This is a genomic window from Pseudochrobactrum albidum, assembly GCF_051851455.1.
Lineage (GTDB): Bacteria > Pseudomonadota > Alphaproteobacteria > Rhizobiales > Rhizobiaceae > Pseudochrobactrum.
Window position 1 is genome coordinate 1 of sequence record NZ_JBPVTR010000005.1, and the last position, 13,177, is coordinate 13,177.

Sequence of the window (13,177 nt, forward strand, 5' to 3'; positions counted from 1 at the left end):
TCCCTGCCGCTAGCAGCAAGGCCGCCCTCGTTGTGGCGCTATATAGACCCCCATAAACAAAACTGTCAACACTCAAAAATAAAAAAACAACACAAAACACAAACTTTCTTTCCACAGGGAAAAAACCGTTATTTAAGGGAAAATTAAGAAAGGTTTCGCGATGCAAAATCGCCAGATTCGCCACACACCTTTATATTGTGATGCGAGCCTTCCGATACAAGGCACAAAGCGCAGATAAATAATATTGATCAATGTTGTATGCTGAACTTTTCCATTTCCTCTTCAGACAATCCCAGACTCTGGCCGATCTCATGCAGCAAGATATGACTGATGATCTCTCCCAGTGTCTCCGTATTCTCGCTCCAGTAGTCCAGAATCGCCCGGCGATATAATGTTAAAAGTTCCGGCCCTTCCGGCTTTTTCAGGCGGAAACGTTCACCAACGCCGCGGCCTTCAAACAGGCAGAGAATATCGTAAGGCGTATCAAGATCGAGATCCTCCATCACCTGCTCATCAGGAAAATCGCTGACTTCAATACGGATTTGCGGACTGAGCGCACGAAAATCATCCGGCATATGTGCATAAGCATTCAGCGCCAGCGATTTTAATTCGTCTATCGACGGGGCAAGCCTGTTGCCCCAGTCTCCGCTCAGATCAGTCTGAACCATCTCTTACTTTTTGCCTCATTGTTATAAACTTTGATCCGCATAAATTTTCATGAAAAAACCACGCTGACAGCCATCTGCAGCGTGGTTTCAACCGTGATATAAGCCCTGATGAGCAGATTGCCAAGGGTGGGCCTGAAACAGATCAGGCCCAGGGGCGGTTTTCAGAATTCTTAGCCTCGAAGACTGAAATATTATCTGCCTTTTCCATTGTCAGACCAATATCATCCAGACCATTGAGCATACAGTAGCGTTTAAACTCATCCAGATCAAAACTGATTGAACCGCCATCCGGACCGGAAATTGTCATTGATTCAAGATCAACAGTCAGTGTGGCATTGGCACCGCGAGATGCATCATCCATCAGTTTCTCAAGATTTTCCGGAGAAACCTTGATTGGCAGAATACCATTTTTAAAGCAGTTATTATAAAAAATATCTGCAAAAGAAGTTGAGATCACGCAGCGAATACCAAAATCGAGCAATGCCCACGGCGCATGTTCACGCGATGAACCGCACCCGAAATTATCACCCGCAACCAGAATTTGCGCATGACGATAGGCTGGCTTGTTCAGAACAAAGTCCGGATTTTCCGAACCATCCTCATTAAAGCGCATTTCCGCAAAAAGACCTTTACCAAGACCAGTACGCTTGATTGTCTTCAGATAATCCTTAGGGATGATCATATCCGTATCGATATTGATAATCGGCAACGGAGCGGCAACGCCGGTAAGCTTGGTGAATTTTTCCATCGGGCTCGCAACCTGTAAGTCAAAATACTTGTCTGAGTGTGCTTTACACCAGCTTTTCACAGAGTCAAAGGCCTGAAAAGGGGTAAATCTCACGCGAAGTGCCGCACCATGCTCAAAATCAATCCATCAGGACACAAAATAAAGCGGGTTTCATTGATTGCTTATTATTCACAATATACACAAGATTCGGCAAAGATAAGCGCTATTTACGATTTAAAATAATACAACCATTACATTCAGGGAGCTTTACCGAGTGACACATTATCAACCGCGCCGCGCTGTTCTCTATGTACCTGCCAGCAACAAAAAAAACCTGATAAAAAGTGCCTCACTCAATGCGGATGTGATTATTTATGATCTGGAAGATTCTGTTGCCAGTGAAATGAAACCGGCTGCACGGAATAATCTGCGCAGCTTCTTCCAGCCCCATCATCCGGCTCCCCTTGCGCATCCCATACGGGCATTACGCATCAATCCGCTGGATACGCTATGGGGCTATGATGATCTGAAACTTGCGGTGGAACTCGGGCTGCAGGCTGTTATTTTATCTAAGACAGAAACTCCTCAACAACTTATTGAGGTTGCCCGCCATCTGGATAAATGTGATGCGCCGGAAGGGCTTGCTATCTGGGCAATGATTGAAACACCCCGCGGCATTCTCAACGCTGATGAAATTGCCCGTCTTGCGCACAAATCGGCTGCAAGGCTGCAGTGTTTTATTATCGGCACCAATGATATTGCCTTGAGTACGGGTGTGAAAACCACCAATCAACGCAGCGCTTTACTCCCCTGGATGATGCAGATCATTCTTGCAGCGCGCGCAGGCGGCATTGGTATACTGGATGGTGTTTATAATAATTTTCAAAATCTTGAGGGTTTTAAAGCCGAATGTGAACAGGCGGCAATGCTGGGCTTTGATGGTAAAACCCTGATTCATCCCTGCCAGATCAATATTGCCCTGAACGCTTTCAGGCCGGATGAGAATGAAATAAAATGGGCAGAACAGGTTATTGCCGCATTCAGCCTGCCGGAAAACAATGATAAAGGAGCGATTGCGCTGAATGGTTCAATGATTGAGCGGTTACATATACACCAGGCCAGGCGCATTTTGGCGCGGGCTGGCTGATCATTGCAGATTCGCACAGATAACAGGAGACTAATATGCAGCTTTATCGTTTTCTCACCGGTCCCGATGATTCTTCCTTCTGCCACCGCGTTACCGAAGCCCTCAATAAAGGCTGGATGCTCTATGGCTCGCCAAGCCACAGCTATAATTCTGAAGAAAAGAGAATGTATTGCGGCCAGGCCGTAACCAAAACCGTTGAAGGGCATGAATATTCGCCGGATATCAAGCTCGGCAGCTTTTGACAAAATATAATCAGGAAAAAGCCCCTGCAGGTAAATCTGCAGGGGCTTTGTTTATTAAAGACCGCGTTTTTCAATCATGGCCTGCGGGCTTGGCATCCTTCCGCGAAATGTCTTGTACAGCTCTTCAGGATCTTTCGAACCGCCTGCCGCGTAAATATAGGTTTTCAGCTTTTGCGCCAGTTCAGGACTGAAGACATCGCCGCTTTCTTCAAAGGCAGCAAAAACATCGGCATCCAGCACTTCCGACCACATATAGGAATAATAACCGGCAGAATATCCATCACCCCCAAATACATGCAGAAAATGCGGTGTGCGGTGGCGCATGATAATCGCATCAGGCATATTGAGTTTTTTCAATACATCCGCTTCAAAAGCCAGCGGATCGGTTATCGGTGTTTCACTGGTATGAAAGGCCATATCCACCAGTGCCGATGACGTAAATTCCACTGTATTGAAGCCGGCATTGAAAGTAGAAGCTTCCTGCACCTTATCAATCAGCGCCTGCGGAATCGGCTCGCCGGTCTTGTAATGAACGGCAAATTTCTCCAGCACCGGACGCTCTGTCAGCCAATGCTCATAAAGCTGCGACGGCAGTTCCACAAAATCACGCGAAACAGCAGTGCCGGAAACCGCAGGCCATGTTACATTGCTGAGCAATCCGTGCAGGGCGTGGCCAAATTCATGAAACAGCGTATGTGCATCATCCAGCGATAACAAAGCCGCCTCACCTTTGGGTGGCTTAGCAAAATTCATCACATTATAGATGATCGGCTGCTGCCCGCCATTAAGGCGATGAGATACCTGCAAGGCGCTCATCCATGCACCGGAACGTTTGCTTTGACGGGCAAAATAATCGCCAAGAAACAAACCCCGCCGCGCGCCATCAGCGTTCAGCACTTCCCACACACGCACATCAGGATGCCAGGTCTTAATGCCCTGATGTTCTTTGAATGTCAGGCCGAACAAGCGGGTGGCAACATCAAAGGCTGCCTCAATCATCTTATCAAGCTGCAGATAGGGTTTAAGATCCCCCTCATCAAAGGCAAAACGTTCAGCACGCAATTTTTCTGCATAATAGCGCCAGTCCCAGCCAGCCAGCGGATGGTTAAGCCCTTCACCGGCAATCAGCTTTTCAAGGCCGGCCTGTTCCTCTGCAGCGCGCTGTCTGGCCTTATCCCATACCGGCAGCAGCAGGTCCATCACCGCATCCGGTGTTTTTGCCATCGTGTCATCAAGCTTGAAAGCCGCAAAATTTGCATAGCCCAGCAATTTTGCCTTTTCATCACGCAAGGCAATAATCTCGGCAACCAAAGAGCGGTTATCGGTTTCTCCGCCATTTTCACCGCGCTTTGCCCAGGCATCATAGGCTTTTTCACGCAAGGAGCGCATCGATGAGAATGTCAAAAACGGCTCAACAATCGCACGCGAAAGCGTTACCGCCCAGGCATCACCCCTGCCCCGCTCTGCTGCTGCAGCCTTCATGGCAGCGCGCAATTGTTCCGGCAAACCTGCAAGCTCGGCCTCATCTGTAATATACAAAGCCCATGAGGCCTCATCTTTCAACACATTCTGGCCGAAGGCTGCGCCAAGCCCTGCCAGCTTTTCATTAATATCCGCCAGCCGCGCTTTATCCTGTGCATCAAGGCGGGCGCCATTGCGCACAAAGGCTTTCCAGCTCTTTTCCAGAACGCGCAGGGTCTCTTCATCCAGATCAAGACCGGCACGGTTTTGATAAAGTGCATCAAGACGGGCAAACAACGCCTCATTCATCATAATGCGGGAGCTGTGACGGGACATTTTCGGCGCAATTTCACGTTCCAGCGCCTGAATATCAGCATTGGTATGCGCGCCTGCCCGCATCCAGAAAATTGCTGAGATATGAGACAGGTCGCGGCCGGAAAGCTGCAGGGCTTTCAGCGTATTCTCAATTGTCGGCGCATCCGGATTAAGGATAACAGCCTCAACATCCGCCCAGTCTTTTTCCAGCGCAATATCAAAAGCGGTTTTGAAATCGCTATCGGAAAATTTGCTGAAATCCGGCAAACCAAGCGGCCCGCTCCATTTGCTAAGAGCTGCATAAGCGGGCGTTATATGATTGTCCTGCGCCATTGTCACATTCTCCGGTTCACTTGCAATATCTTTCTGCATTTAAGCAAGCCCGCTATCTCCCACAAGCCATTTATACAGATAATTGACGTGCGGAAGAAAAAATAATAAGTAATACTTATTATAAGGATACCTTACTATGTTTACAGGCAAATCCTACGATCCCGACAGTTTCGGCTTTGTGGTCTATGATATCAGCCGCTTATTCACCCTTGAGCGGGAGCGCAAAATCATCTCTGCCGGTCTTGATCTCACCCCGTGCGAGGCGCGCACTCTGGTGCATGTGGCGCGCTATCAGCCGGCACGCCAGTCTGTTTTGGCCGAGAACATGAATATTGAGGCAATGACCTTGTCCGGCTATCTCGACAGGTTGGAAAATCGCAATCTTTTGCGCCGCGAGGCAGATCCTGATGACCGCCGCGCCAAGCTTATTTTTCTCAATGATGCTGCGGTGCCGGTGCTTGATGCGCTTAAAGATATATCGAAACAAACAATTGCCGAGGCGGCTCAGGCATTGCCGCCTGAAGAATGGCAGGGATTTCTCAAAAACCTGCTGACGGTGCGCGCGCATCTCAGACAGATCAATCAGCAAAACCGCAAAAGCTGAACTGCATCAATATAGAATCTGTATATAGTTCTTTATTAACAAGCCTCCCATGCACGATAAAATCCCCCATTCCACCTCCTCCCCCCTCACAATCATGTCGGAACGGCGTGTCGGTTTTGTCGGCGGGTTTCTTGCAGCCATCGGCCCGCTGGCCCTGTCGCTCTACACACCGGCCATGCCGGATATTGTAACGGATTTTCACACGACAGAATCTGCAGTCAAACTGACACTCACGGCCTATTTCGGCGGTTTCTGCTTTGCGCAGCTCATTTGCGGCCCGCTGTCAGATGGTTATGGCCGCAAACCGATTACCATTTTATTCATGGCAATTTATCTTGCTGCCAGTATTCTTGCATTGCTCGCCCCGACAATTGAAATCATGATTCTTGCGCGCCTCCTGCAAGGGGTAGGCGCAGCCGTCGGCGTTACCATGTCACGTGCTATTGTGCGGGATCTTTTCACCAGTGAGCGTTCCGCGCGGGTGATGAATCTGATTGGCATTGTGCTCTCTATCGGCCCTGCCATCGGCCCCACACTTGGCGGCTTGACGCTGGAGTTTTTCGGCTGGCATGCGATTTTTCTGGTTATGGTGCTGCAGGGGGCGGCTGTTATTGCCATGATGCTGCTCTTTGTGCAGGAAACCGGCACGCCTGACCGCTCACGTGTTGCCCCGCACGCCTTGCTCAAATCCTATTTCAGCCTGCTGAAAACCCCGCATTTCCTGTTTGCAAGTCTGGTTCTCACCGGCGCCACCGGCGCGCTTTACACATCAGCCACCATCATGCCTTTCATTTTGATGACGCGTGTGGGTTTGTCCCCCAGCCAGTTTGGCATTGGCATGCTGCTGCAAACCGCCTTTTATATTTCCGGCGGCATTTTATACCGGCTTCTTATGCAAAGGCTCAGCATATTGCAAATGTCCTGCATCGGGCTGCTCTGCACCTGTTCTGCCAGCCTGCTTCTGGCTGTTTTGCTGCGCATTTATGAGCCGGGCTATCTTCTTGTCATGCTACCAATGGGGCTGTTTGTAATGGGGATTGCCTTTCTCACCCCGCAAATGACCACGGCAGCTCTTGCGCCTTTTCCGCAAATTGCCGGTTCAGCCTCAGCCTTGATGGGCTTTTTTCAGATGGGCGGCGGCCTTGTCGGCGGCTTTATCTCCGCCTCCATGGGCGATCCTGTTCTGGCCATGGCCACATTGCTGCCGCTAATGGGGCTGTTAGCACTTATCAGCTATTGGCTGTGGCAGCGTTTTAAACTGCCCGATCACCCGATCATTCATAAAATTTCTGTAAAACAATGAAATACCAGATAGCTGAACCACAGCCACACAGGCAGGGCAGAAAACCGCAATAAACACAGGACTATATGTTAAGGGTTGACATCGCCTGCACAAGAGCACAAAAACACCGCAAGGCCGTCCTCTTTAAAAGGCAGGCCACATATTAACCGGAGTTCTACTCTTATGCCCAGCGACAGTTACAGTCGATTGTTTATGCCGTCATCGGCGACCCTGACCTGATCGTTTAAGGCGGTTGGCTTGTCACGGTCTGTCATGACGGCGGATCGACAGAGAGGCAAGCCAATGAATAATAATACCGGCACCAATAATGCTGCTTCCGATACAACCAATCTGGCAATTTCCAGCCTGCTGGAGCAGGTTACACAATTGCATACCGGTGATGCGGTTGAACTGATCAACGAACTTGATCTTGACGATCAGGTTGCGCTGTTTCGCTCTGTTGCGGCAGATCAGGCTGTTTTGCTGTTTGACCAGCCGGAACTGCATTATGCCAATCAGATAATTGACAGCCTCGATGATGCCCGTGCCGGCGCCATTCTCAATGGTATGTCTGCTGACCGCGCCACGGATATTTTTCGCGAACTGGACTGGCCGTCGCGCAATCGCCTGTTCTCCCTGCTGGCACCCGATACCAAAGCAGCCCTGAAAAAACTGATGGGCTATCCGGCAGATACAGCCGGCGGGCTGATGACGACAGAATTTATCGCCGTGCCGAGCACTTGGACGGTGGAACAGACATTGGCGCATATCCGGCGGGTGGAGCGTTCGCGCGAGACGGTCTATGCCATTTATGTGGAGGATCCGGTATCCCGTGTTCTTAAATATGTGGTTTCACTGCGCCGTCTTATCATTGCAGACCCCAAGGCCAGCATCGCAGAAGTCGGCCGCGATCAGACACCGCTCACAGTACCGCCGCTGATGGATCAGGAAGAGGTCTCCCGCCTGTTTCGCAAGCATGACCTGCTGGCTATTCCTGTTATTGACGAGCATCATCATCTGCTTGGCATTGTCACCGTGGATGACGTGCTGGATGCCATGATCGAAGAAACCTCTGAAGATGCCTATAAATATGGTGGTATGGAGGCTTTTACCAAGCCTTATATGCAGATCGGTTTTTTTGAAATGCTGCGCAAACGCGGCGGCTGGCTCTGTATCCTGTTCCTGAGTGAGATGCTCACCGCCAGCGCCATGCAGCATTTTGAAGTGGAGCTGGAAAAAGCCATTGTGCTGGCGCTGTTCATTCCGCTGATCATGAGCTCCGGCGGTAATTCCGGCTCGCAGGCAACCTCGCTTTTAATCCGCGCCCTTGCACTGCGCGATCTTAAGCTTGGGGACTGGTGGCGTGTGGCGCTGCGGGAACTGCCAACCGGCTTTGCCCTTGGCGCCATGCTCGGGCTGATCGGCTTTATACGCATTGCCATTTGGCAGAAAACCGGCCTTTACGATTATGGTGAACATTGGATTTTAATTGGTATTACAATCGGCGTTGCCCTGATCGGCATTGTCATGTTCGGCTCTCTCTCCGGCTCAATGCTGCCATTTATCCTGCAACGCATAGGCCTTGACCCTGCCAGCGCCTCCGCGCCGTTTGTTGCCACACTGGTGGATGTGATGGGGCTGGTGATCTATTTCAGCGTTGCGGTTCTCTTCCTCACCGGGACACTTTTATAAAAAATCAGATAAGGAATTGCCGCCCGTTTTAGCATCCGGCAAAACGGGCGGCAGTTTCAAAGGCTTACAAAGCCTGAATTTTCAAGCCTTTCCGCCCGTCTGTTTGCAGCTTTACCGGTTTTTATGCAGGCTTTGCAGGGCAGATCTGAGAAAAGCGCAAGGTTAAAATGGGCCCTCCCCCTTTTAAAATGAGCGAAAAACCTGTAAGAGCGGCCCATTATCTGCGGCGTTTACCCGGTTTATCCTCAGGCGTCCCAACCCCCTATTCAGAGTAATACTCAATGCAATTGCGCAACATCGCGATCATCGCACATGTTGACCACGGTAAAACCACACTGGTCGACGAACTTCTGAAACAGTCCGGCGTTTTCCGTGACAATCAACGCGTTGCCGAACGTATGATGGATTCCAATGACATCGAACGTGAACGCGGCATTACCATTCTTGCCAAGGCAACATCCGTTGTCTGGAAAGGCACCCGCATCAATATTGTTGATACGCCGGGACACGCCGATTTCGGCGGCGAGGTTGAGCGTATCCTGTCGATGGTTGACGGCGTGGTGGTACTGGTGGATTCCGCTGAAGGCCCTATGCCGCAAACCAAATTTGTGGTCAGCAAGGCGCTCAAGATCGGCCTGCGTCCGATTGTGGCGATCAACAAGATTGACCGTCCGGATGGCCGCCATGAGGAAGTGATCAATGAGGTTTTCGATCTGTTTGCAGCACTTGATGCAACAGATGAACAGCTCGACTTCCCGATTCTTTACGGTTCAGGCCGCAATGGCTGGATGGCCGAAAGTCCGGAGGGCCCAAAGGATCAGGGTCTGGCACCGCTTTTCGATCTTATTTTGAAACATGTGCCGGAGCCAAAAGTTGCTGAAGGCCCGTTCTCAATGATCGGCACAATTCTGGAAGCAGATCCGTTTCTTGGCCGCATCATCACCGGCCGCATCCATTCCGGCACATTGAAGCCAAACCAAACGGTTAAGGTGCTCAGTCAGGACGGCAAATTGCTTGAACAGGGGCGCGTTTCCAAAATTCTCGCTTTCCGCGGCCTGGAACGTACCGCCATTGAAGAAGGCGTGGCAGGCGATATTGTGGCTATTGCCGGGCTTTCCAAAGGTACGGTTGCAGATACTTTCTGCGACCCTTCCATCAATGTCGCTATGAAGGCGCAACCCATTGATCCGCCCACTGTTACCATGTCCTTTATCGTCAATGACAGTCCGCTGGCCGGCACTGAGGGCGATAAGGTCACCAGCCGTGTGATTCGTGATCGTCTGCTCAAAGAGGCTGAAGGTTCCGTTGCCCTGAAAATTGAAGAATCGGAAGACAAGGATTCTTTCTATGTTTCAGGCCGCGGTGAATTACAGCTTGCGGTTCTCATTGAAAATATGCGCCGTGAGGGTTTTGAGCTGAGCATTTCACGGCCGCGTGTTGTGATGAAAAAAGATGAGAACGGCACCCTGCTGGAGCCGGTGGAAGAAGTCGTTATTGACGTTGACGAGGAATATTCCGGAACAGTTGTTCAGAAAATGTCTGAACGCAAGGCGGAAATGGTTGAACTGCGCCCCTCAGGCGGTGACCGGGTACGTCTGGTATTTTATGCACCAACCCGCGGCCTGATCGGTTATCAGTCGGAACTTCTTACCGATACCCGCGGCACAGCAATCATGAACCGCCTGTTCCATGAATATCAGCCTTATAAAGGTGAGATCGGCGGCCGTAACAACGGTGTTCTTATCTCCAATGATCAGGGCGAATCTGTTGCCTATGCAATGTTCAATCTTGAAGATCGCGGCCCGATGATCATTGATGCCGGCACCAAGGTTTATCAGGGCATGATTGTTGGTATTCATACCCGCGATAATGATCTTGAAGTCAATGTGCTTAAAGGCAAAAAACTGACAAATATGCGCGCATCAGGCAAGGATGAGGCAGTAAAACTGACCCCGCCGATCCGTATGACGCTGGAGCGCGCCTTGTCATGGATTCAGGATGATGAGCTGATGGAAGTAACGCCAAAATCCATCCGTCTGCGCAAGCTTTATCTTGATCCGAATGAACGCAAGCGTTTTGAAAAAAACCGCGGCCTTTAAAATTTGCAATAAAAACGGCGCTTTCAGCGCCGTTTTTTTTAGATCTTATCTGCTGGCTTATAAATAAAGCCGGTCAATATTTAATATCTGGATCTATTTAACAACAAGAACCGGAATTTTGCTCAAAGATAAGACTTCCGCAGCCTGACTGCCAAGCAGCAGCTTGTTTACGCCGCGGCGACCATGCGAGGCAATCACAATCAGCTCTGCCTTATGGGTTTCAGCCGCCTCAACAATGCCTGCAGCGGGTGATTGATTTTCAATATGCAGGCCTTCAGCAATCACGCCGGCATCGCGTGCTTTTGTCAGTGCCTGCTGCACTATTGCCTTGGCCTGTTCAGCCATGGATTCACGATATTCTTCAAAAATTTCCGGCGATGTGCTCAAGCCCGGAGCCACAACAATGCCATAGCTCGGGAACAGATCTGTAACGGTAACAACCGTTATTTTTGCCGCAAGCTCCCTGGCCAGGCCAATTGCCTGTTCCAAACCTTTATTGGCAAGTTCGGAACCATCCGTTGCAACCAAAATATGCTGATACATTTTCTTGCCTTTCTTTTTTGCACCTACCGCCTGCGATTTATAAAGGCTGTCATGCGGCTGTGTCAGACATATATCATATTATTCTTTTACGCTTTAACAGAACAAATTCCATTGATTGCAATCAATTTTTTCAAGGCTCCGGCTCATTATTTTTATAAAATGACAATACGGGCTAATATTTGCCATTCATGCAAAACACGACCTTTATCTGCATAAAATTAGAATATTATTCTAATATAAACACCCAATCTGCAAGGCTGCTTCTATAATCAGGCAGCATCAGGCTCTATGCTTTGATAAAAAGATCAGGAGATTTGCAATGAGCGATTCGAACAAGCCAGGACGTGGCCGCATTTACTCTTCCATTGTTGAAACAATCGGCAATACACCGCTGGTGCGTATTGATAAATTCGCACGCGAAAATGGAGTTGTCGCTAATCTTCTGGTCAAGCTGGAGTTTTTTAACCCGTTGGCCAGTGTTAAAGACCGTATCGGTCTGGCCATGATTGAAGCATTGGAAGCTGAAGGCAAAGCCGTGCCGGGCAAAACCACCTTTATTGAGCCGACATCGGGCAATACCGGCATTGCATTGGCTTTTGCCGCAGCAGCCAAAGGTTACAAGCTCATCCTCACCATGCCGGAGACCATGTCCGTTGAGCGGAGGAAGCTGCTCAAACTGCTTGGCGCAGAGCTGGTTCTCACTGAAGGCGCCAAAGGCATGAAAGGGGCGATTGCAAAAGCTGAGGAACTTGCGGCCGGCAATCCGGATGCCGTTATTCCGCAGCAGTTTGAAAACCCGGCTAATCCCGAAATCCACCGCAAAACCACGGCTGAAGAAATCTGGAATGATACCAATGGTGAAGCCGATATTCTTATATCCGGTATCGGCACCGGCGGCACGATCACCGGTATCGGCCAGATCATCAAAGGGCGCAAACCATCCTTCAGGGTTATAGCGGTTGAGCCAAAAGATTCGCCCGTATTATCGGGCGGCAATCCCGGGCCGCATAAAATTCAGGGTATTGGCGCAGGCTTTGCCCCCAAAACACTGGATACCGGCATTTATGACGAGATCATTCAGGTCGCCAATGAAGATGCTTTCAGCTATGCCCGCCAAATTGCCAGGATTGAAGGTATTCCGGTTGGTATATCTTCCGGTGCGGCACTTAAAGCCGCAGTTGAAATTGGCGGACGCTCTGAAAATAAGGGCAAAAATATTATTATCATTATTCCGTCTTTTGCCGAGCGTTATCTCTCAACAGCATTGTTTGACGGCTTGGATAGCTGATAAAAAATTGTTATTCCAAACAAAAAACGGTTCAATGAACTGCTCTCCGAAGGTTGGATTGGTATCCGACTATGAAGTCGGCAGTTCAAACACCGGCTTTAACAAATGAAATCCATAATATTTGTCGTTTTTTACTATCATTTAATGGATTGATTGATTAGCAGAACATTCAGGCTCACTCAAATCAGCATTTTTCTTTTATTTTTCTTTTATTTTTCTGTTACGAAAAACACACTTATAGCGCATATTACTCTTTGAAAGAGCGGAGCAATTCATCAAGACGCTCCAGAGCCGAGGTCAATCCCTCTTTCATTCCCATATCAATAACTGTCTGAAGATCGGTTGCGGATTTATAAGTCACAATCGTCTGAACCATGGTATGTATGTCCGGACGCGGCCAATTTTTTTCGAGCCAATAAGGCCTGATGCTTCAAGCACAGCGATATGTTTTACAAAAGACGGCAAAGCCATATTAAATGGCGCAGCCAGCTCACGCACTGTTGCTGACCCCGGCCAAGCCGCTGAATAACCGCTCTGCGGGTCGGATCCGCCAGCGCATGAAAGACAGCGTTCAGTTCACAACCATTGTTTCCCATATGGCTAACTATAACAAATCCAAAACTTAAGTTAATGGCTAAGCTCAGGACTCATTGATTTAGCCAGAAGATGACGGTTGCAGCGATGCAGATGGATGAGAAGAAGGTGTGCGCGCATCGGTCGTAGCGAGTATGGATGCGTCGCCAGTCTTTGAGTTTTCCGAACATATTCTCAATTTT

General features: G+C 49.4%; 14 protein-coding genes and 1 pseudogene. 7 read left to right on the forward strand and 8 right to left on the reverse strand.

Annotated elements, in window-relative coordinates:
- The 3 genes from ACSTTO_RS00075 to leuD all read right to left on the reverse strand — a co-directional run.
- Window positions 1-184: hypothetical protein (locus ACSTTO_RS00075; protein WP_439271090.1), on the reverse strand; the 184-nt coding region annotated here is incomplete at its 3' end.
- A gap of 64 nt (window positions 185-248) precedes the next feature.
- Entirely contained in the window at window positions 249-668 is a 420-nt protein-coding gene (locus ACSTTO_RS00080; RefSeq protein WP_439271091.1) for a metallopeptidase family protein, read from the reverse strand.
- 142 nt (window positions 669-810) lie between these two features.
- Window positions 811-1,416 carry a 3-isopropylmalate dehydratase small subunit gene (gene leuD, locus ACSTTO_RS00085; RefSeq protein WP_439271092.1) on the reverse strand — a complete coding sequence of 202 codons (606 nt, stop codon included), beginning with the start codon at window positions 1,414-1,416 and terminating at the stop codon, window positions 811-813.
- A 253-nt stretch (window positions 1,417-1,669) separates the two neighbouring features.
- On the opposite strand from leuD, the gene ACSTTO_RS00090 reads away from it, so the two are divergent.
- Both ACSTTO_RS00090 and ACSTTO_RS00095 read left to right on the forward strand, forming a co-directional pair.
- Window positions 1,670-2,542 (forward strand): HpcH/HpaI aldolase/citrate lyase family protein, encoded by an 873-nt coding sequence (locus ACSTTO_RS00090; RefSeq protein WP_439271093.1) that lies wholly within the window; start codon window positions 1,670-1,672, stop codon window positions 2,540-2,542.
- Window positions 2,543-2,577: 35 nt separating this feature from the next.
- A complete protein-coding gene (locus ACSTTO_RS00095; protein ID WP_439271094.1) occupies window positions 2,578-2,784 on the forward strand; it encodes a DUF1737 domain-containing protein in 207 nt (68 codons plus the stop codon).
- Window positions 2,785-2,838: 54 nt separating this feature from the next.
- On the opposite strand, the gene ACSTTO_RS00100 is transcribed toward ACSTTO_RS00095, so the two are convergent.
- Entirely contained in the window at window positions 2,839-4,893 is a 2,055-nt protein-coding gene (locus ACSTTO_RS00100; protein ID WP_439271102.1) for a M3 family metallopeptidase, read from the reverse strand.
- Between the two features lie 136 nt (window positions 4,894-5,029).
- Here ACSTTO_RS00100 and ACSTTO_RS00105 point away from each other — a divergent pair, with 136 nt between their 5' ends.
- The 4 genes from ACSTTO_RS00105 to typA all read left to right on the forward strand — a co-directional run bounded on the left by ACSTTO_RS00105 (window position 5,030) and on the right by typA (window position 10,570).
- Window positions 5,030-5,497, forward strand: a complete 468-nt coding sequence (locus ACSTTO_RS00105) for a MarR family winged helix-turn-helix transcriptional regulator (RefSeq protein WP_439271095.1) — start codon at window positions 5,030-5,032, stop codon at window positions 5,495-5,497.
- A gap of 49 nt (window positions 5,498-5,546) precedes the next feature.
- Complete coding sequence (locus ACSTTO_RS00110; protein ID WP_439271096.1) at window positions 5,547-6,800, forward strand: multidrug effflux MFS transporter; 1,254 nt, start codon at window positions 5,547-5,549, stop codon at window positions 6,798-6,800.
- Window positions 6,801-7,082: 282 nt separating this feature from the next.
- Window positions 7,083-8,471: a magnesium transporter gene (mgtE, locus tag ACSTTO_RS00115; protein ID WP_439271097.1), complete on the forward strand. Its 1,389-nt coding sequence runs from the start codon at window positions 7,083-7,085 to the stop codon at window positions 8,469-8,471.
- A gap of 281 nt (window positions 8,472-8,752) precedes the next feature.
- Window positions 8,753-10,570, forward strand: a complete 1,818-nt coding sequence (gene typA, locus ACSTTO_RS00120; RefSeq protein WP_439271098.1) for a translational GTPase TypA — start codon at window positions 8,753-8,755, stop codon at window positions 10,568-10,570.
- Between the two features lie 93 nt (window positions 10,571-10,663).
- Here typA and ACSTTO_RS00125 read toward each other — a convergent pair whose 3' ends face one another.
- Complete coding sequence (locus ACSTTO_RS00125; protein ID WP_439271099.1) at window positions 10,664-11,113, reverse strand: universal stress protein; 450 nt, start codon at window positions 11,111-11,113, stop codon at window positions 10,664-10,666.
- Window positions 11,114-11,432: 319 nt separating this feature from the next.
- Between ACSTTO_RS00125 and cysK the strand changes: the two genes are divergently transcribed.
- The gene (gene cysK, locus ACSTTO_RS00130; protein ID WP_439271100.1) at window positions 11,433-12,401 is read left to right on the forward strand and encodes a cysteine synthase A; all 969 of its coding nucleotides are present in this window, start codon (window positions 11,433-11,435) and stop codon (window positions 12,399-12,401) included.
- 247 nt (window positions 12,402-12,648) lie between these two features.
- Here the strand turns inward: cysK and ACSTTO_RS00135 are convergent, their stop codons facing one another.
- The 3 genes and pseudogenes from ACSTTO_RS00135 to ACSTTO_RS00145 form a co-directional block, all read right to left on the reverse strand.
- Window positions 12,649-12,777 (reverse strand): SRPBCC family protein, encoded by a 129-nt coding sequence (locus ACSTTO_RS00135; protein ID WP_439271101.1) that lies wholly within the window; start codon window positions 12,775-12,777, stop codon window positions 12,649-12,651.
- Between the two features lie 8 nt (window positions 12,778-12,785).
- Window positions 12,786-12,997, reverse strand: a pseudogene (locus ACSTTO_RS00140) (ArsR/SmtB family transcription factor); the annotation flags it as partial.
- Between the two features lie 51 nt (window positions 12,998-13,048).
- A partial coding sequence (locus tag ACSTTO_RS00145; RefSeq protein ID WP_439271103.1) for a transposase occupies window positions 13,049-13,177 on the reverse strand: 129 nt, incomplete at its 5' end.

Excerpts from the sequence above, each read along its gene's own strand:
- typA (WP_439271098.1), top strand. The coding sequence starts at position 8,753 with ATGCAATTGCGCAACATCGCGATCATCGCACATGTTGACCACGGTAAA.
- ACSTTO_RS00110 (WP_439271096.1), top strand. The coding sequence starts at position 5,547 with ATGCACGATAAAATCCCCCATTCCACCTCCTCCCCCCTCACAATCATG.
- mgtE (WP_439271097.1), top strand. The coding sequence starts at position 7,083 with ATGAATAATAATACCGGCACCAATAATGCTGCTTCCGATACAACCAAT.
- ACSTTO_RS00105 (WP_439271095.1), top strand. The coding sequence starts at position 5,030 with ATGTTTACAGGCAAATCCTACGATCCCGACAGTTTCGGCTTTGTGGTC.
- ACSTTO_RS00080 (WP_439271091.1), bottom strand. The coding sequence starts at position 668 with ATGGTTCAGACTGATCTGAGCGGAGACTGGGGCAACAGGCTTGCCCCG.
- ACSTTO_RS00135 (WP_439271101.1), bottom strand. The coding sequence starts at position 12,777 with ATGGTTCAGACGATTGTGACTTATAAATCCGCAACCGATCTTCAGACA.
- ACSTTO_RS00125 (WP_439271099.1), bottom strand. The coding sequence starts at position 11,113 with ATGTATCAGCATATTTTGGTTGCAACGGATGGTTCCGAACTTGCCAAT.
- ACSTTO_RS00100 (WP_439271102.1), bottom strand. The coding sequence starts at position 4,893 with ATGGCGCAGGACAATCATATAACGCCCGCTTATGCAGCTCTTAGCAAA.
- leuD (WP_439271092.1), bottom strand. The coding sequence starts at position 1,416 with ATGGAAAAATTCACCAAGCTTACCGGCGTTGCCGCTCCGTTGCCGATT.
- ACSTTO_RS00095 (WP_439271094.1), top strand. The coding sequence starts at position 2,578 with ATGCAGCTTTATCGTTTTCTCACCGGTCCCGATGATTCTTCCTTCTGC.
- cysK (WP_439271100.1), top strand. The coding sequence starts at position 11,433 with ATGAGCGATTCGAACAAGCCAGGACGTGGCCGCATTTACTCTTCCATT.